Origin of the sequence: Mesorhizobium amorphae CCNWGS0123 (genome assembly GCF_001686985.1) — a bacterium.
In the GTDB taxonomy this organism is placed as follows: Bacteria; Pseudomonadota; Alphaproteobacteria; order Rhizobiales; family Rhizobiaceae; genus Mesorhizobium; species Mesorhizobium amorphae.
Map to the genome: position 1 here is coordinate 706,570 of NZ_CP015318.1, position 16,527 is coordinate 723,096.

The window sequence follows — 16,527 nt, forward strand, 5'->3', positions numbered from 1 at the left end:
GTTGATCGAGGAAGGCTGCGCGGTCATGGTCAGAGCCGCTTGAGATCGGCGACGGTGAGATCGCTCTTGGCGTTGCCGGTGTTCAAAGTCGTCGCCGGCTCGAACATCAGCACCACCGGCTCTTCGGTCAGCGAGCGCGGCCGGTGCTCGACGCCGCGCGGCACGACGATGAAATCGCCCTCGCCAAGCTCGACCGGCCCGTCGCGGAAATCGATCGCGATCCTGCCGCGCAGCACCAGGAAGGCTTCGTCCTCATTGTCATGCGCATGCCAGTCGAAGACGTCGCCGAACTTGGCGACCTTCGCCTGGCTGTCATTGACATCGCCGGCGATATGCGGATCGAACACCTTGGTGATCGTCCGATCCGCCGCCTCGACGAGGTTTATCTTGCGCGGGGGCACAGGCTCAGCCCTTCACCGCCGCAACAATTTTCTTGGCCGCATCATCGAGATCATCGGCCGACACGACATTCAAACCGCTCTCGTTGATGATCTTCTTGCCGAGCTCGGCATTGGTGCCTTCGAGGCGCACCACCAGCGGCACCTTCAGCCCGACTTCCTTGACCGCGGCGATCACGCCTTCGGCGATGACGTCGCACTTCATGATGCCGCCGAAGATGTTGATCAGAATGCCTTCGACCGCCGGATCCCTGGTGATGATCTTGAACGCCGCCGTCACCTTCTCCTTGGAAGCGCCGCCGCCGACATCGAGGAAGTTGGCGGGCTCGGCGCCGTAGAGCTTGATGATGTCCATCGTCGCCATGGCCAGGCCGGCGCCGTTGACCATGCAGCCGATATTGCCGTCGAGCGCGACATAGGCGAGGTCGTATTTCGACGCCTCGATCTCCTTCTCGTCCTCTTCGGTGGTGTCGCGCAATTCCATCACGTCGGGGTGGCGGAACAGCGCATTGTTGTCGAACGACACTTTCGCGTCCAGCACGCGCAGCCGGCCGTTCTTCATGACGATCAGCGGGTTGACCTCGAGCAGGCTCATGTCCTTCTCGACGAAGGCGTTGTAGAGCAGCGGGAACAGCGTGCCGCCGTCCTTGGCCGCGTCACCGTCGAGCTTCAGCGCGCTGTTGAGCGTCTTCACGTCATCCGCCGTCACGCCCTTTTCCGGGTCGACGGCGACGGTGATGATCTTTTCCGGCGTGTCGTGGGCGACCGCCTCGATATCCATGCCGCCCTCGGTCGAGACGACGAAGGCGATGCGGCCAACCGAACGGTCGACCAAGATCGACAAATAGAGCTCGCGCTCGATGTCGGCGCCATCCTCGATATAGAGCCGGTTGACCTGCTTGCCGGCCGGGCCGGTCTGCTTGGTGACCAACGTGTTGCCGAGCATCTCGTTGGTGTTGGCGACGACATCGGCCACCGACTTCGCCAGCCGCACGCCACCCTTGGCATCGGGCGACAACTCCTTGAACTTGCCCTTGCCGCGGCCGCCGGCATGGATCTGGCTCTTCACCACATAGAGCGGGCCGGGCAGCGCCTTGGCGGCGGCTTCCGCCTCGCTCGCCTTGAACACCGGCACGCCCTCGGCCACCGGCGCGCCAAAACTCTTCAGCAGCGCCTTGCCCTGATATTCATGGATGTTCATGGCTCAATATCTCCAGATCAGCTGCCGGGGGATCACTTCGAGGCGAGATGCGGGGCGATCTTGACGCAGGCCTCGGTGAGGCCCTGCACCGCCGCCACAGAGGAGTCGAACATCTTCTGCTCGGCCTTGGAGAGGTCGATCTCGATGATGCGCTCGACGCCGCCGGCGCCGATCACCACGGGAACGCCGACATAAGTGTTCTTGACGCCATACTGGCCCGAGAGATGCGCCGCACAGGGCAGCACGCGCTTCTTGTCCTTGAGGTAGGCCTCGGCCATCGAGATCGCCGAAGCGGCCGGCGCGTAATAGGCCGAGCCTGTCTTGAGCAAGCCGACGATCTCGGCGCCGCCGTCGCGGGTGCGCTGCACGATCTGGTCGAGCTTGTCCTTCGAGGTCCAGCCCATCTTGACGAGGTCGGGCAGCGGGATGCCGGCGACCGTCGAATAGCGGATCATCGGCACCATGGAATCGCCGTGGCCGCCGAGCACGAAAGCGGTGACGTCCTCGACCGAGACCTTGAACTCCTCGGCCAGGAAATAGCGGAAACGTGAACTGTCGAGCACGCCGGCCATGCCGACGACATGGGTCTTGGGCAGGCCGGAAAACTTCTGCAGCGCCCAGACCATGGCGTCGAGCGGGTTGGTGATGCAGATGACGAAGGCCTTCGGTGCGTATTTCTTGAGACCTGCGCCGACCTGTTCCATGACCTTGAGGTTGATGCCGAGAAGATCGTCGCGGCTCATGCCAGGCTTGCGCGGCACGCCGGCGGTGACGATGCAGACATCGGCGCCCTCGATCCCGGCATAGTCGTTGACCCCGGTCAGCCTGGAGTCGAAGCCGTCGACCGGCGACGATTGCGCGATATCCAGCCCCTTGCCCTGCGGAATGCCCTCGGCGATATCGAACAGCACCACATCGCCGAGATCCTTGAGGCCGATCATATGGGCGAGCGTGCCGCCGATCATGCCAGAGCCGATGAGCGCTATCTTGTTGCGTGCCATGTCAGGATGTTTTCCCTTGGTCTGTGACGGCGCCAAACGGCGTCGAGGAAGAGGCCGGAATGCTGCGGGGAACCGCGGATTTTCGCCGCACCAATTAGCCCTCGTGAAGATGAAATTCAACCGATTATTTTGGGCGTAGGAATTTCAATCGGTTAGATGATTTGGGATTTACGTAAACGTCAAAGTTTGTGAGCCGACTTCGAGGAATTTACACAATGGCGATCGAAATCAGAAGGCTGGAAGCGGGCGATGACGCCCTTGTGATGCATGTCGCCGAAGACGTGTTCGACGAGCCGGTGCGGCCGGACAGGCTTGCCGCCTACCTCGCTTCGCCGGGTCATTTCATGATTATGGCGCTGGCCGACGGCGTGGTCGTCGGCCAATGCGCCGCCGTCATCCACCGCCATCCCGACAAGGTGAGCGAACTCTACATCGACGAGATCGGCGTGACGCCGGCCTTCCAGCGCCAGGGCATCGCCCGAAGAATGCTCGACGCGATGTTTGTGATCGGCAGGGAGAATGGCTGCGAGGAAACGTGGGTCGGCACCGAGCCGGACAATGCTGCGGCGCGAGCGCTTTACGAGTCGCGCCGGGAGCCGCATGGGCCAGCGGAGGAGTTCGTCATGTATGTATATAAGCTTTAGGATTGGCCGAAGCCTCCCCACCTTGGCGGCTAAGCCTGCGCCTGCTGCGCTTCCGCCGGCGCCATCCTCGCCTTCTGCCGCTCCGTCCAGTCCTCCAGCCAGTCGCGGCTCTGCATTTCGATCAGCCGCGAGGCCGTACGCTCGAACTCGAACACCTCGACGCCGCGCCTGGCCGTGTAAAGCGCCTGTGGCGGCGCTTCGGCGCTGACCACCAGCCGAACATGATGGTCGTAGAGCGTGTCGATCAAAAGGATAAACCGCTTGGCCTCGTTGCGCTTGCCTTCGCCGAGTACCGGCACGTGGTCGATGAAGAGGGTCGAGAAGCGGCCGGCGATGGCCAGATAGTCACGCGCGCCGAGCGGCTTTTCGCAGAGATCGGCGAAGGAAAAGCGCGCCGCATCGCCAGCCGCGCGCGGCACCACCACCTGCCGGCCCTTCACCGTCAGCGCCGTCTCCATGGCCGACCGACCATGCGTCATCGCTTCCCAGGCCTGGTCGAGCACGGCATCGGCTGCCGCATCCGCCGGCGTGACATAGACCGGCATGCGGCTGAGCTTTTCGAGCCGGTAGTCCTTGTCGGCGTCGAGTGCGAGCACATCGGCGTGCCGCCCCAAAATGCCGACGAAGGGCAGAAAAAGCTGCCTGTTCAGCCCGTCGCGGTAGAGGTCGTCCGGCGCGACATTCGAGGTGGCGACCAGCACCACGCCATTGGCGAACAGCGCCGAAAACAGCCGCGACAGGATCATCGCATCGGCGATGTCGGTGACCGAGAATTCGTCGAAGCACAGCACCCAGGCCTGTTCGGCCAGCGCGCGCGCCACCGGCGGGATCGGATCGTCCTCCTTGACGTCGCCATTCTTGCGCGCCGCCCGGTGCTTCTGGATGCGGTCCTGCACATCGGCCATGAAGTCGTTGAAATGCACGCGGCGCTTGCGCCGGACCGGCAAGAGCTCGAAGAACATGTCCATCAGCATGGTCTTGCCGCGGCCGACGCCACCATGGATGTAGAGGCCCTTTACCGCCGCGGGCGGCTGCTTGCGCGCGAACAGCCAGCCGAGCGCGCTCGACTTCTGTGCCAGCCGCTTGGCCGAGATCTCGTCGGTCAGCCGGTCGAGTGCCGCGGCGATGCGCTCCTGCGCCGGATCGCGCTCGATGGCGCCGGTCTCGACCAGATGATCGTAGCGCTGCCTGACGGTCGCATGGGTCTGGAGGCCGTCGCGCAGATGCATCGGTCACGTCGTTCTCGAGCAATTCCAGGAAAAGTGTGTAGCGGTTTTCCGTCCGGAACTGCGTAAGGGCGGATCGGCCTACCTTGTAAGCGAGATCGGCAGGCCGGTGGAAGTCTGGCCGTCGAATTTCTCGCCGCCCGAGGAATAGAGACGCGCCAGCGTGCCGCCACTCTCGTCGTAAAGCGTCAGCTGCTTGCCGGCAACGTTCCAGGACTTGATGCCGTCGATCGGCGCCGGGCAGTGCAGCGGGCCGGCGCGGTAGCCGGCGCCGAATTTGGTCTGCGGCGTTGCCACCTTGCAGCTCTGGCCCGATACGCTGGCGTTCCAGACGCCGGCGACGCTGGCAGCGGTCAGATCCGGTGCGCCGGCAGGCGCCGTGCCGTCCGCCGGCAGCGAGGCGACCTGGCTGTTCGCCGGTGCCGTCGGGAACTGCGACGGATCGGTGGTGCCGGGCGCGGCGGGCGGCGGCAGCTGGTTTCCCGTCACCGTTCCGGAAGGCGCCGGCGTCAGCGGCGCCGGCTGCTGGTCATCCATCGATGAGAATCGCGAGGTCGAACAGCCGCTTGCAACGAGCGCAGCAAGCGATACGGCCACCAGAGCGGTCTTCGAAAAAGTCATTCCAACCTCCGTCGGATCCGGCTTGGGGGACGCCGTCCGCGCAATCTCTCCCTCACCAAGATGGAGAAGGTGGCAGAATTTCAACCCGATATGGTTAAAATAGGGTTTTCGGGAGAATTGTTGCAATTTTATCGCAACAGGCGTGTGACCCCAGACGCCTATTGCTGTCTGCCCCGCGAATGCGCGACGTTTTGGACGTGGCCCTACGCGGGGAGCGGCGCGCTTGGCACGAAGACATAGCCGTCCGGACCGACGATATGGCATTCGCGCAAGCCGTGCGGCTTGTCGATCGCCCCAGTGAGCACGATATGGCCGAAGTCGCGCGCTTTGGCCTCAACCGCGTCGGGATCGGCACCGTAAAGGCGAAGCTCGATGCCCGCGCCACGCGTTTCGGCGCCTGCTATGACGCCGGTCATCGGGTTGTCGAGATAGGAGTGGTCGGCATGCAGCATGAACACCGACCCTAACAGTTCGATCGCGGCGAAATCCTCATCGGCATAGATGATCCGTGCGCCGAGCACGTCGCGGCAAAACGCTTCCATGGCCGGCATGTCGGTGACCAGAAGATTGATGCCGATGCCGCGTGGCAGCGAACGGCCAAAATCCTCGGCTTTCATCCACGGTGTTTTCGTCCGCTTCATAGCCATGGCCGTCCCTCCTCCCGCCCGCATCTCACGATCCTAGCCGAGGCCACCTCTTCGCCCTTGGCATTGGCGTGAAAAATGCTTGCGCCAGACGGCCCAGACCCTATCTCAGAGGAACCGACACAGCGGGACGGAAGAAAAATGGCTGCGAGAAAGAGAGCCGCCAACCGCTACTACAGCGGCTCGCCCAGCGATCATTTCGACGGCACCTTGTTCTTCAATCCCAACGGCCAGCCGCCCGGCCGCTTTGCCGACCTGCTGAAATGGCAATTGAGCGGCGAGCGCTCGAAATGGCCGGCGGCCAATCCGAGCCCGTTTCATCAGGCAAGGCCGGCCGAACGGATCGACGGATCAGGGCTGCGGCTGACCATGGTCGGCCATTCCTCGCTGCTCATCCAGACGGCTGGTCTCAACATCCTCACCGATCCGGTCTGGTCGCCGCGCGTCTCGCCGCTCTCCTTTGCCGGGCCGAAGCGGGTCAATGCGCCCGGCATCGCCTTTTCGCAGCTGCCGCCGATCGACCTCGTGCTGGTCAGCCACAACCATTACGACCATCTCGACCTCGCCACGCTGAAGCGGTTGAAGGCGAAACACGACCCGCTTGTGCTGACGCCGCTCGGCAACGACGCCATCATCGACGATGTAGTGCCTGGCATGCGGCTCATGGCGCATGACTGGGGCGACCGGGTCGAGATCGGCGACGGTGTCGCCGTCCATGTCGAACCGGTGCATCACTGGTCGGCGCGCGGCGCGCGCGACCGGCGCATGGCGCTGTGGGCGGGTTTTGTCGTCGAAACCCCGGACGCAAAAGTCTATTTCGCCGGTGACACCGGCTTTCATAGCGGCACCAATTACCGACTGATGGCCGACAAACATGGCGGCTTCCGCCTCGCCATCCTGCCGATCGGCGCCTACGAGCCGCGCTGGTTCATGGCGCCGCAGCACCAGAACCCCGAAGAAGCGGTGCAAGGCATGAGGCTGTGCAACGCCGCCCATGCCGCCGGCTGCCACTGGGGCACCTTCCAGCTCACCAACGAGCCGATCGACGAGCCGGCCCGGAAACTGGCCGAGGCGCTGGAAGCGGAAGGGGTGCCACAAGAGCGGTTCCGCGCCTTGCGACCGGGCGAGATCTGGGACGTGCCGGAGATCAGCTGAGGAACCCATCCTTTGAAAACGCGTTGGTTCCACAAGGCAATTCGGCTGGGAGCCTTTCCATGATCAAGTGGATCATCATTCTTCTGATTGTCGCCGCCGCCGCCGGCCTGCTCGGCATGCCGGCGCTGGCGGGTGCCGCCGCCACCGGCGCGCGCATCCTCATCGGCATCGTCCTCATCATCTTCCTGCTGCTCGTGCTGGGCGTCTTCGCGGTAACATAGGCGCGGCGTCTTCGCCGTCGTCAGCTCGGTATCTCCGCCGTAGCTAGGTCCGGCGTCTTCGCCGTCGCCAAAAGGCGTGGCACACTGGTAATTCCTGCCCGTTTCCGCCATATAGCGGCAAACGGACATGGAACCATCGGAGCAATGGCAGGCACCGCCCCCTTCGCCAAGATGAACGGCATCGGCAACGAGATCATCGTTGCCGACATGCGCAGCCGTGCCGACCGTGTGACCCCGGCTGCGGCAATCGCGCTGAATGCCGATGCCGCGACCAAGTTCGACCAGATCATGGCGATCCACGACGCCAGGACGCCGGGCACCGCATTCTTCATCGACATCTTGAATTCCGACGGATCCGGCGCGCAGGCCTGCGGCAACGGCATGCGCTGCGTCGTCCAGGCTCTTGCCGCCGAGACCGGCCAGAAGATATTCACCTTCGAGACCGTCGCCGGCATCCTCAACGCCAGGGAACACGCCGACGGCACGATCTCGGTCGACATGGGCACGCCGCGCTTCGGCTGGCAGGATATCCCGCTAGCCGAGGAATTCCGCGACACCCGCATGATCGAATTGCAGATCGGCCCGATCGACGCGCCGGTGCTGCATTCGCCCTCGGTCGTCTCGATGGGCAACCCGCACGCCATCTTCTGGGTCGACGGCGACGTCTGGTCCTACGAGCTCGACCGTTTCGGGCCGCTGCTCGAAAACCACCCGATCTTCCCCGAGCGCGCCAACATCACGATTGCGCAGGTGACCTCGCCCGACACCATGGTCATCCGCACCTGGGAGCGTGGCGCCGGTTTGACCAAGGCGTGTGGTTCGGCCGCTTGCGCAGCTGTTGTCGCCGCTGCCCGCACCAGACGCACCGGACGCAGCGTGTCGCTGATGACGCCGGGCGGCGGCTCGCTGCATGTCGAATGGCGCGACGACGACCATGTCATCCTGACCGGTGCCGCCGAATGGGAATTTTCCGGCAGCTTCGACCCGTCGACCGGCGCCTGGGCCCGCGACACGGAAAGCGCGGCCTGATGGCAGCTCTCTCAAAGGGCATCGACGTCGTCACCTTCGGCTGCCGGCTGAACACCTATGAATCCGAGGTGATGCGCCGCGAAGCCGAAAGCGCCGGCCTCGGCGCGCTTGAAGGTGGCGCCATCATCTTCAACACCTGCGCCGTCACCGGCGAGGCGGTGCGCCAGGCCAAGCAGTCGATCAGGAAAGCCCGCCGCGAAAACCCCGCCGCCCGCATCATCGTGACCGGCTGCGCCGCGCAGACCGAGCCGGAGAATTTCGTTGCCATGGACGAGGTCGATCTCGTGCTTGGCAATGAGGAGAAACTGAAGGCGCACTCCTATCGCGCGCTGCCGGATTTCGGCGTCAACGACACCGAGAAGGCGCGCGTCAACGACATCTTCTCGGTGCGCGAGACGGCCGGCCACATGGTCGATGCCATCGAGGGCCGGGCGCGCGCCTTCGTCCAGGTGCAGAACGGCTGCGACCACCGCTGCACCTTCTGCATCATCCCCTACGGCCGCGGCAATTCGCGCTCGGTGCCGATGGGCGCCGTGGTCGAGCAGGTCAAGCATCTCAGCAACAACGGATATGCCGAGATCGTGCTGACCGGCGTCGACATGACCAGTTTTGGCGCCGACCTGCCGGGCAGCCCAAAACTCGGCAAGCTGGTCAAGACGATCCTCAGGCAGGTGCCCGACGTGAAGCGGCTGCGGCTGTCCTCCATCGATTCGATCGAGGCCGATGACGATTTGCTCGATGCGATTGCCACCGAGCCGCGGCTGATGCCGCATCTGCATCTGTCGCTGCAGTCGGGCGACGACATGATCCTGAAGCGAATGAAGCGCAGGCATCTGCGCGACCAGTCGATCCGCTTCTGCGAGGATGTGCGCAAGCTGCGCCCCGGCATCGTCTTCGGCGCCGACATCATCGCCGGCTTCCCGACCGAGACCGAGGCGATGTTCGAGAACTCGGAAAAGATCGTTGAGGAATGCGGGCTGACGCATCTGCATGTCTTCCCGTTCAGCCCGCGCGAAGGCACGCCCGCCGCGCGCATGCCGCAGGTCCGCCGCGAACTGGTCAAGCAGCGCGCCGCCCGACTGCGCGCCGCAGGCGAGGCCGCCTATCGCCGTCATCTGGCTACGCTCGCCGGCACGCGTCAGTCGATCCTGGTCGAGCGCGACGGCCTCGGCCGCACCGAAGGGTTTACGCTTGCCGCTATCGCCGCAGGTTCGCCGGGCGAGATCGTCGAGGCCGATATCACCGGCCATGACGGTGCCCGCCTGATCGCCGCGCCCGCTACCGCCCGCGCCGCCTGAGAAACGCAAAGCATGGCTGGTTTTTTCAAGAAGATATTTTCGTTCGGCAAGAAGGAAGTGGTCGAGGAGCGGATCGACGAGACCGCACCGCTGCCGCCGATCAAATGGGAGGCGCTGGACGCGCTGAAGCCTGCGACTGAGCAGGCTGCACCCAACCCTCCCCTTGATGGGGAGGTAAAGGACGCACCGCAACCAGCGCCCGAGGAGCCGAAGCCCGAGCCGACCCCGACCATTCCACCGGCGCCGGAGCCGATTGTTCCGTCCGAGCCGGAACCTCTGCCGGAACCCGAGCCTATAGAAGAGCCGAAACGCGCTCCTGAGATACCTGCCGAGCCGCCAGCGCCTCAGGAAGTTCCTGCGCCCGTCGTTCCCGAGCCTGCCCCCGAGCCTCAGCCTCAGGAAGTCCCGCCACCCGCGCCGGCCGAGCCGGAGATCGTTCCGTCACGCCCGGAAAGGCAGCCGGAACCAGCACCCGTCGAAGTGCCGACGCCTCCTGCAGAGCTCCCGGCGGAGACGCCCATACCGGTCGAGATACCACCATCGACGCCGTCTTCTGCGCCGCCATCTTCAGAGCTCGGCCCTGCCCCTCATCCGCCTGCCGGCACCTTCTCCCCGTATAGTGACGGGGAGAAGGGAGCTGATCTTAGCGCCAGCACCCCTCTTGCAGACATCAAAGAAGAAGCCTCAACGCTCGCGCCCGCCTCTCCCCGTCCTTCACTGGGAGAGGGTGAGGGTGAGGGGCAGCGCGAACCTAGCGATCTTGGCCTCTCTTCTGCCGAAGCTGCACCATCGGCCGAAATCCCAGCGCCTATTCGCCAGCCCGCGCCTGTCGAGCCACAGCCGATCCTCGCCGAGATCGCGCCCGAGTTGCAGCCAGTACCGCAACCCGCGCCGGAGCCAAAACCCGCTCCCGGCAAGGTGACCGTCTCCAAGAAGGTCGAGCAGAAAGCCGAGCCGCAGAAGGCGCCGGAGCCGGCGCCGAGGCGCTCATGGTTCCAGCGCATGAAGGACGGGCTTGCCCGTTCGTCCCGCGAACTCTCCGGCAACATTGCAGGCGTCTTCACCAAGCGCAAGCTGGACGAGGACACGCTGCAGGATCTGGAGGACGTGCTGATCCGCGCCGACCTTGGCCTGGAGACGGCCTTGCGCGTCACCGACGCGCTTGCGTCCAGCCGCTACGGCAAGGATGTCTCCGATACCGAAGTGCGCGCCGTGATGGCGGCCGAGGTGGAGAAGGTGCTGACCCATGTCGCCATGCCGCTGGAGCTCGACCTCTCGCACAAGCCGCATGTCGTCCTGGTCGTCGGCGTCAACGGCACCGGCAAGACCACGACCATCGGCAAGCTGGCGGCCAAGCTGACCGATGGCGGCCTGTCGGTGATGCTTGCCGCCGGCGACACGTTCCGCGCTGCGGCGATCGAGCAGTTGAAGATCTGGGGCGAGCGGACGAAGTCGCCGGTGATCGCCTCCAAACTCGGCGCCGACGCCGCCGGCCTCGCCTACGACGCCTTCGAGAAGGCGAAGGAGGCCGGCTCCGACGTGCTGATCATCGACACCGCCGGCCGACTGCAGAACAAGACCGAGCTGATGGCGGAGCTGGAAAAGATCGTCCGCGTGCTGGGCAAGCTCGATCCGGAGGCGCCGCATACCGTGCTGCAGACGGTCGACGCCACCACCGGCCAGAATGCGCTCAACCAGGTCGAGATCTTCCGCAATGTCGCCGGCGTCAACGGCCTGGTGATGACCAAGCTGGACGGCACGGCGCGTGGCGGTATTCTGGTGGCGATCGCGGCAAAGCACAAATTGCCGGTCTATTTCATCGGCGTCGGCGAACAGGTCGACGACCTCGAACCTTTCTCGGCAAGCGAATTCGCCAGGGCGATCGCTGGAGTGGCCTAACAAGCGTGATCTCGAAAGGCGCAAGCTTTTTGGATTGGATCACGCGCAAGAAGGAAGCTTATGAACCCGCCCATTCTCGAGCGCGACCCGTCGGATCCGCAGAAACAAAAGAAAGAAGCCGTCAACCCGGTGCTCAAGCTGGCACTCGAGCTCGGCCCGCTGCTGGTGTTCTTCTTCGCCAACGCGCGCAGCGGATGGCTGGTGCAGAAATTTCCCGTGCTGGCCGAATTCGGCGGCCCGATCTTCGTCGCCACCGGCCTGTTCATGGCCGCGACCGCGATCGCGCTGATCGCCTCCTGGCTGCTCACCCGCACTCTGCCGATCATGCCGATGGTGTCGGGCGTCGTCGTCTTTATTTTCGGCGCGCTGACGCTCTATCTGCAAGACGACGTCTTCATCAAGATGAAGCCGACCATCGTCAACACGCTGTTCGGAGGCGTGCTGCTCGGTGGCCTGTTCTTCGGCCGGTCGCTGCTCGGCTACGTCTTCGATTCCGCCTTCAGCCTCGACGCCGAAGGCTGGAAGAAGCTCACCTTCCGTTGGGGGCTGTTCTTCCTGTTCCTGGCCCTCGTCAATGAAGTGGTGTGGCGGAATTTTTCGACCGATGCCTGGGTTACCTTCAAGGTCTGGGGCATCATGCCGATCACGCTTCTCTTCACCTTCAGCCAGATGCCGCTGATCCTGCGCCATTCGCTCGAGGACAAGACCGAAGAGAAGGCCGGCAAGTAGAGCAATTCCAGGAAAAGTGTGTAGCGGTTTTCCGTCCGGAATTGCGTTGGAACAAGAGGGAGACCGGGATGGACTTCGTCACCACGCGCGACGAGCTGAGGACGATCTACAAGACGCCCCGGCCGACCGACGGCTCCATTCGCAAGGAACTGAAAGGGCTCGACGGTCACTGCCGCTCCTTCATCGGCAAGAGCCCTTTCGTGCTGATCGGCTCTTCAGACGGCGCCGGCAACGCCGATGTGACGCCGAAGGGCGACAGACCGGGCTTCACCGCCGTGCTCGACGACAGGACCATCGCCATCCCCGACCGGCCCGGCAACAATCGGTTGGACACGCTCGAAAACATCATCCGCAATCCGTCCATCGGGCTGCTCTTCCTCATCCCCGGCATGAACGAGACGTTGCGCGTCAATGGCGATGCCCGCATCACCGTCGATGCCGGTTTGCGCGAACGCCTCGCGATCGACGGCAAGGCGCCGCAAAGCGTCGTCGTGGTGTCGGTCAGAGCCGCCTACATGCATTGCGCCAAAGCCTTCATGCGCTCCGATCTGTGGAAACCCGAGACCTGGTACGACCGCGCGACGCTGCCGACGCTGGGCCAGATCATGCGCGACCAGCTGACGCTGGCCGACACCGCGGGCGATATCGACCGCGAGTTGGACGAGGATTACCAGAAAACCCTGTGGTAGCTTTTGGGAACGATTCTCCGTTCACCCGGCTCGCATCCCTTTGATCGAAATCCTCGCCATTTCCGGCAGCCTGCGCGCCGCCTCGACCAATTCGGCCTTGCTGACGGCGCTGGCCGCGAACGCGCCTTCGGATTGCCGCGTCACCGTCTATGACGGGCTTGGCCGGCTGCCGATCTTCAACCCCGACGACGAGGGCGAACGCACGCCGCCGGAGGCTTCGAGGCTGATCGACGCCGTCACCCGCGCCGACGGCGTCATCGTCTCCTGCCCCGAATACGCCCATGGCGTGCCGGGCGGGCTGAAGAACGGGCTCGACTGGCTGGTGTCGCGCGATGCAGCGGTCGGCAAGCCGGCCATGCTGGTGCATGCCTCGCCGCGCTCGCTGTTTGCCCGCGCTGCACTGGCCGAGATCATGCGCACGATGTCGTTCGCGCTCTATGAGGATACCGCACTCGAGGTCGTCCTGATCGGCAAGAAGCCACCGGAGATGGACAATATCCTGGCCGAGCCGGCAAGCCGGCTGGCCATGCGCGAGGCGGTTTCGGCCTTCGCCGGCTTCATCCGCGCCCGCCGACCGACATGAGGTTCAAAACGTCTTGGCGCCGTTGACCATCAGCCGAACCATGTAGAGCGAAGTGGTGCCGGCTATATAGAGGCAGTTGCGCTTGTTGCCGCCGAACACGCAATTGGCGGTGACTTCGGGCACCTTGACCTTGCCGATCAGCGTCCCGTCCGGATCGTAGCAATGGATACCGTCGGCCGCACTCGTCCAGATGCGCCCGTCCTCGTCGAGCCGGAAGCCGTCGAACATGCCGGAAGTGCAGTCAGCGAACACCTTGTCGCCGGAAACCTTCTTGCCGCCCTTGCCGACATTGAACACGCGCATATGCGCAGGGTTCTTCGCGCCATGCGTACGACCGGTGTCGACGACATAGAGCTTGCTCTCGTCGAGCGAGAAGGCCAGCCCGTTGGGCCTGACCATGTCGGTGATCACGGCTTCGATCTCGCCGCTGTCGGGATCGACCCGGTAGACATTGCAGGCGCCGATCTCGCTCTCGGCCTTGTCGCCCTCATAGTCGGTGTCGATGCCATAGGTCGGATCGGTGAACCAGATCGAGCCGTCGGACTTCACCACCGCATCATTGGGCGAATTCAGCCGCTTGCCGCGCCATTTGTCGGCGATGGTCGTGATCGAACCGTCATGTTCGGTGCGGCTGACGCGGCGGCCCGAATGCTCGCAGGTCACCAGCCGGCCCTCCCGGTCGACCGTGTTGCCGTTGGAATTGCCGGAGGGCTGGCGGAAGACGCTGACATTGCCGTCGGTTTCGTCGTAGCGCAGCATGCGGTTGTTGGGGATGTCGGACCACACCACATAGCGGCCGGCGGCGAACCAGGCCGGGCCTTCCGCCCACTGGCAGCCGGTGAACAGCTTTTCCACTTGCGCGTTGGAGTTGAACAGCCGCGCGAAACGCGGATCGAGAACTTCATAACAGTCTGCGGCGGCCATGCTTTTCCTCCAGGCACTTGAGATCGGGCGCGATCAAGCCAGCCGGCGGCCGATCTGGCAAGATCGATGATGAGTGCTTCACCGCATCTTGAGGCCTCCAGGCAAGGCGGGAGCGATGCCGTCCCGCAGGAATTGCGGGTAAGGGCCGGTTAACCGGCTATGCACTGGGCGCAATGGTGCATTGCAACATCTTCTTTTTGCAACGCACCATTACTATGTCATGCTCCGTAACGATCAAGGGAGGAACAATTCGCCGCCAGAATGCGGCACGAAAGGAACCTTGCTATGATCATCGACAGCCTCATGACCCGCGCTCGCCAGAGCATTGCCAAGCGCAAGCACTACAACCGTCTCGTCGCCGAAATCGACAGCTTCACCGCCCGCGACCTGGCCGACATGCGCGCCGACCGCTCGGAAATGCTCTACCAGATCCACAAGCAGATCTACGGCTGAGCCTGCATCACCTTCGTCATCCTAGGGCGTAGCGACGCAAAGCGGAGCGCAGACCCTAGGATCCATGCCGTGACCTTCAAGCACCCGCAACGGTGCTGAATTTCTGTCCGGCGTTGCCCAGCGGGCGATTGTTTTGGCCCGCTGCATTCTTTAGCTGATGTCACGGCATGGATCCTGGGGTCTGCGCCGCGTCGCTTCGCTCCTTGCTTCGCCCCGGGATGACGAAGCCTAAGGGACGCCTCAACCTGGGGCAGCCAGAGCCTTCTCGATCTGCGGCACCAGCAGCGTCTCGGCCGACTCGGCCGTCAGCGGACCGACATGCTTGTAGGCGATCTTGCCGTCCTTGCCGACGACGAAGGTTTCCGGCACGCCATAGACGCCCCAGTCGATCGCCGCGCGTCCGGCTTCGTCGACGCCGATCGCCTGGAACGGATTGCCGAGCTCGCCAAGGAAGCGGCGGGCGTTTTCCGGTTGGTCCTTGTAGTTCAGCGCCGCCGTGACGAAGCGCTTGTCCTGTGACAGCGCCAGCAGCACCGGATGCTCCTCGCGGCACGGCGCGCACCACGACGCGAAAACATTGACCAGCGTCACCTTGCCGGCGAACTGTTTCGAATCGAGACCGGGCAGGTTGGTGCCTTCGAGCGCCGGCAGATTGGTCTGCGGCGCCGGCAGGCCGATCAGTGCCGACGGCACTTCCGAAACATCGCGGCCGGACAGAAGCTGCAACAGGAACAGCCCCGCCAAGCCGAGGAAGATCACCAGCGGCAGCAGCACGATCAGGCGGCGACGGGCCGGCGTTTCGGTTTCGCTGCTCATCAATTGGCGCCCTTTTCCCGAACACTCTTGTCGCCGGCGCCCTTGTCGGAGCGGCGACGCACGCCGGCCGCCTCCAGCTCTGCCAGGTCGCGCTTGCGCCCGCGCTGGTCGATCAATATCCAGCCGATCAGCCCGGCTAGCACGATCGCCGTGATGGCATAGGCGGCAGTCACATAGAGCGCGTGTACGCTCACGCCAGCTGCTCCGCGCGGGCGTCCGACCCAATCATGTCGCCGTGTTCGATCATGCCTTCCCTTAGCCTTGCCGTCCCGGCTTCGCAATCGGCCGCCGCGCCGCAGCCGCCCACGGCCCAATGCATCAGTCGGTCCCATGCCGCAGCGCCAGCGCTGCGGCCAACGGCCCCAGCACGGCAAGAAACAGGGTCAGCGCGGCGAGAATGAGGAAGGGCTGCAGGAACGGATCGGGGTCCGCCACCGCGCCGTAACTTGCCGAGACGCCGAAGATCAGCACCGGGATGGTCAGCGGCAGCACCAGCACCGAGATCAGCAACCCGCCGCGCGGCAGGGCCACCGCCACGGCGGCGCCCGCCGCTCCGATGAAAGTAATCGCCGGCGTGCCGACCAGAAGGGTCAGCGCGGTTGCGCCGATGCCGATCGGCGCCATATTCATGAACAGGCCGAGCAGGGGCGCGGCAATGACCAGCGGCAGCACGCTGCCAGCCCAATGCGCCAGGCATTTCACCAGGACCGTCAGCGCCAGCATGTGGCGGTCGTGGCCCAGCACCAGAAGATCGAGCGAGCCGTCTTCGCGATCGGCCTGGAACAGCCGGTCGAGCCCGAGCAGGCAACCAAGCAGTGCCGCGATCCACAGGATCGCCGGACCGATGCGGGCCAGCAGATTGAGGTCCGGCCCGACGCCGAAGGGGATCGTGGCGATCACGGCGAGGAAGAAGATCACGCCGGTCAACGCGCCGCCGCCGGCACGGATGGAGAGGCGGATGTCGCGGAGGAAGAGCGACCACATTAGGATGCGGGC

Annotated in this window: 21 protein-coding genes; 10 read left to right on the plus strand and 11 right to left on the minus strand. The window is 64.3% G+C overall.

The window, feature by feature from the left end; all coding sequences use genetic code 11:
• Nucleotides 1-29: 29 nt before the first annotated feature.
• Genes A6B35_RS03315 through mdh form a run of 3 tightly spaced genes read right to left on the minus strand, consistent with a single transcriptional unit; the run spans nucleotide 30 to nucleotide 2,600 of the window.
• The gene (locus A6B35_RS03315; RefSeq protein WP_006202657.1) at nucleotides 30-401 is read right to left on the minus strand and encodes a cupin domain-containing protein; all 372 of its coding nucleotides are present in this window, start codon (nucleotides 399-401) and stop codon (nucleotides 30-32) included.
• A gap of 4 nt (nucleotides 402-405) precedes the next feature.
• Nucleotides 406-1,599, minus strand: a complete 1,194-nt coding sequence (gene sucC / locus A6B35_RS03320; protein ID WP_006202658.1) for an ADP-forming succinate--CoA ligase subunit beta — start codon at nucleotides 1,597-1,599, stop codon at nucleotides 406-408.
• A gap of 32 nt (nucleotides 1,600-1,631) precedes the next feature.
• On the minus strand, nucleotides 1,632-2,600 hold the full coding sequence (mdh, locus tag A6B35_RS03325; protein WP_006202659.1) for a malate dehydrogenase: 969 nt from the start codon (nucleotides 2,598-2,600) through the stop codon (nucleotides 1,632-1,634).
• A 215-nt stretch (nucleotides 2,601-2,815) separates the two neighbouring features.
• Here mdh and A6B35_RS03330 point away from each other — a divergent pair, with 215 nt between their 5' ends.
• On the plus strand, nucleotides 2,816-3,244 hold the full coding sequence (locus A6B35_RS03330) for a GNAT family N-acetyltransferase (protein ID WP_006202660.1): 429 nt from the start codon (nucleotides 2,816-2,818) through the stop codon (nucleotides 3,242-3,244).
• 29 nt (nucleotides 3,245-3,273) lie between these two features.
• Here A6B35_RS03330 and zapE read toward each other — a convergent pair whose 3' ends face one another.
• The 3 genes from zapE to A6B35_RS03345 all read right to left on the minus strand — a co-directional run bounded on the left by zapE (nucleotide 3,274) and on the right by A6B35_RS03345 (nucleotide 5,738).
• Entirely contained in the window at nucleotides 3,274-4,473 is a 1,200-nt protein-coding gene (zapE, locus tag A6B35_RS03335; protein WP_006202661.1) for a cell division protein ZapE, read from the minus strand.
• A 78-nt stretch (nucleotides 4,474-4,551) separates the two neighbouring features.
• Complete coding sequence (locus tag A6B35_RS03340; RefSeq protein WP_006202662.1) at nucleotides 4,552-5,091, minus strand: AprI/Inh family metalloprotease inhibitor; 540 nt, start codon at nucleotides 5,089-5,091, stop codon at nucleotides 4,552-4,554.
• Between the two features lie 203 nt (nucleotides 5,092-5,294).
• Nucleotides 5,295-5,738, minus strand: a complete 444-nt coding sequence (locus A6B35_RS03345; protein WP_081482156.1) for a VOC family protein — start codon at nucleotides 5,736-5,738, stop codon at nucleotides 5,295-5,297.
• Between the two features lie 138 nt (nucleotides 5,739-5,876).
• Here A6B35_RS03345 and A6B35_RS03350 point away from each other — a divergent pair, with 138 nt between their 5' ends.
• From A6B35_RS03350 to A6B35_RS03385, 8 genes are all read left to right on the plus strand, one after another.
• Nucleotides 5,877-6,890, plus strand: coding sequence for an MBL fold metallo-hydrolase (locus A6B35_RS03350; RefSeq protein WP_065518148.1), 1,014 nt, complete (start codon nucleotides 5,877-5,879; stop codon nucleotides 6,888-6,890).
• Nucleotides 6,891-6,949: 59 nt separating this feature from the next.
• A complete protein-coding gene (locus tag A6B35_RS03355) occupies nucleotides 6,950-7,111 on the plus strand; it encodes a DUF1328 family protein (RefSeq protein ID WP_006202668.1) in 162 nt (53 codons plus the stop codon).
• A gap of 144 nt (nucleotides 7,112-7,255) precedes the next feature.
• The gene (dapF, locus tag A6B35_RS03360) at nucleotides 7,256-8,140 is read left to right on the plus strand and encodes a diaminopimelate epimerase (protein WP_006202669.1); all 885 of its coding nucleotides are present in this window, start codon (nucleotides 7,256-7,258) and stop codon (nucleotides 8,138-8,140) included.
• The gene (mtaB, locus tag A6B35_RS03365) at nucleotides 8,140-9,438 is read left to right on the plus strand and encodes a tRNA (N(6)-L-threonylcarbamoyladenosine(37)-C(2))-methylthiotransferase MtaB (protein ID WP_006202670.1); all 1,299 of its coding nucleotides are present in this window, start codon (nucleotides 8,140-8,142) and stop codon (nucleotides 9,436-9,438) included. Before dapF ends, mtaB begins: the two co-directional genes overlap by 1 nt.
• 12 nt (nucleotides 9,439-9,450) lie before the next feature.
• Nucleotides 9,451-11,337 (plus strand): signal recognition particle-docking protein FtsY, encoded by a 1,887-nt coding sequence (gene ftsY / locus A6B35_RS03370; RefSeq protein WP_040582909.1) that lies wholly within the window; start codon nucleotides 9,451-9,453, stop codon nucleotides 11,335-11,337.
• Nucleotides 11,338-11,397: 60 nt separating this feature from the next.
• Entirely contained in the window at nucleotides 11,398-12,066 is a 669-nt protein-coding gene (locus A6B35_RS03375) for a septation protein A (RefSeq protein WP_006202673.1), read from the plus strand.
• A gap of 68 nt (nucleotides 12,067-12,134) precedes the next feature.
• Nucleotides 12,135-12,755 carry a pyridoxamine 5'-phosphate oxidase family protein gene (locus A6B35_RS03380; RefSeq protein ID WP_006202674.1) on the plus strand — a complete coding sequence of 207 codons (621 nt, stop codon included), beginning with the start codon at nucleotides 12,135-12,137 and terminating at the stop codon, nucleotides 12,753-12,755.
• 40 nt (nucleotides 12,756-12,795) lie between these two features.
• Nucleotides 12,796-13,338, plus strand: a complete 543-nt coding sequence (locus A6B35_RS03385) for an NADPH-dependent FMN reductase (protein WP_006202675.1) — start codon at nucleotides 12,796-12,798, stop codon at nucleotides 13,336-13,338.
• 3 nt (nucleotides 13,339-13,341) lie between these two features.
• On the opposite strand, the gene A6B35_RS03390 is transcribed toward A6B35_RS03385, so the two are convergent.
• Nucleotides 13,342-14,262 (minus strand): SMP-30/gluconolactonase/LRE family protein, encoded by a 921-nt coding sequence (locus A6B35_RS03390; RefSeq protein WP_006202676.1) that lies wholly within the window; start codon nucleotides 14,260-14,262, stop codon nucleotides 13,342-13,344.
• Nucleotides 14,263-14,547: 285 nt separating this feature from the next.
• On the opposite strand from A6B35_RS03390, the gene A6B35_RS34225 reads away from it, so the two are divergent.
• Nucleotides 14,548-14,715 carry a hypothetical protein gene (locus tag A6B35_RS34225; protein ID WP_006202677.1) on the plus strand — a complete coding sequence of 56 codons (168 nt, stop codon included), beginning with the start codon at nucleotides 14,548-14,550 and terminating at the stop codon, nucleotides 14,713-14,715.
• Between the two features lie 240 nt (nucleotides 14,716-14,955).
• Here A6B35_RS34225 and A6B35_RS03395 read toward each other — a convergent pair whose 3' ends face one another.
• The 4 genes from A6B35_RS03395 to ccmB are packed head-to-tail and all read right to left on the minus strand — an operon-like array spanning nucleotide 14,956 to nucleotide 16,515.
• On the minus strand, nucleotides 14,956-15,531 hold the full coding sequence (locus tag A6B35_RS03395; protein ID WP_006202678.1) for a DsbE family thiol:disulfide interchange protein: 576 nt from the start codon (nucleotides 15,529-15,531) through the stop codon (nucleotides 14,956-14,958).
• Complete coding sequence (gene ccmD, locus A6B35_RS03400) at nucleotides 15,531-15,725, minus strand: heme exporter protein CcmD (protein WP_006202679.1); 195 nt, start codon at nucleotides 15,723-15,725, stop codon at nucleotides 15,531-15,533. Before ccmD ends, A6B35_RS03395 begins: the two co-directional genes overlap by 1 nt.
• Nucleotides 15,722-15,850, minus strand: coding sequence for a hypothetical protein (locus A6B35_RS37135; RefSeq protein WP_006202680.1), 129 nt, complete (start codon nucleotides 15,848-15,850; stop codon nucleotides 15,722-15,724). The genes ccmD and A6B35_RS37135 overlap by 4 nt, the downstream gene beginning before the upstream one ends.
• Nucleotides 15,850-16,515, minus strand: a complete 666-nt coding sequence (gene ccmB / locus A6B35_RS03405) for a heme exporter protein CcmB (protein WP_006202681.1) — start codon at nucleotides 16,513-16,515, stop codon at nucleotides 15,850-15,852. The genes A6B35_RS37135 and ccmB overlap by 1 nt, the downstream gene beginning before the upstream one ends.
• Nucleotides 16,516-16,527 lie beyond the last annotated feature (12 nt).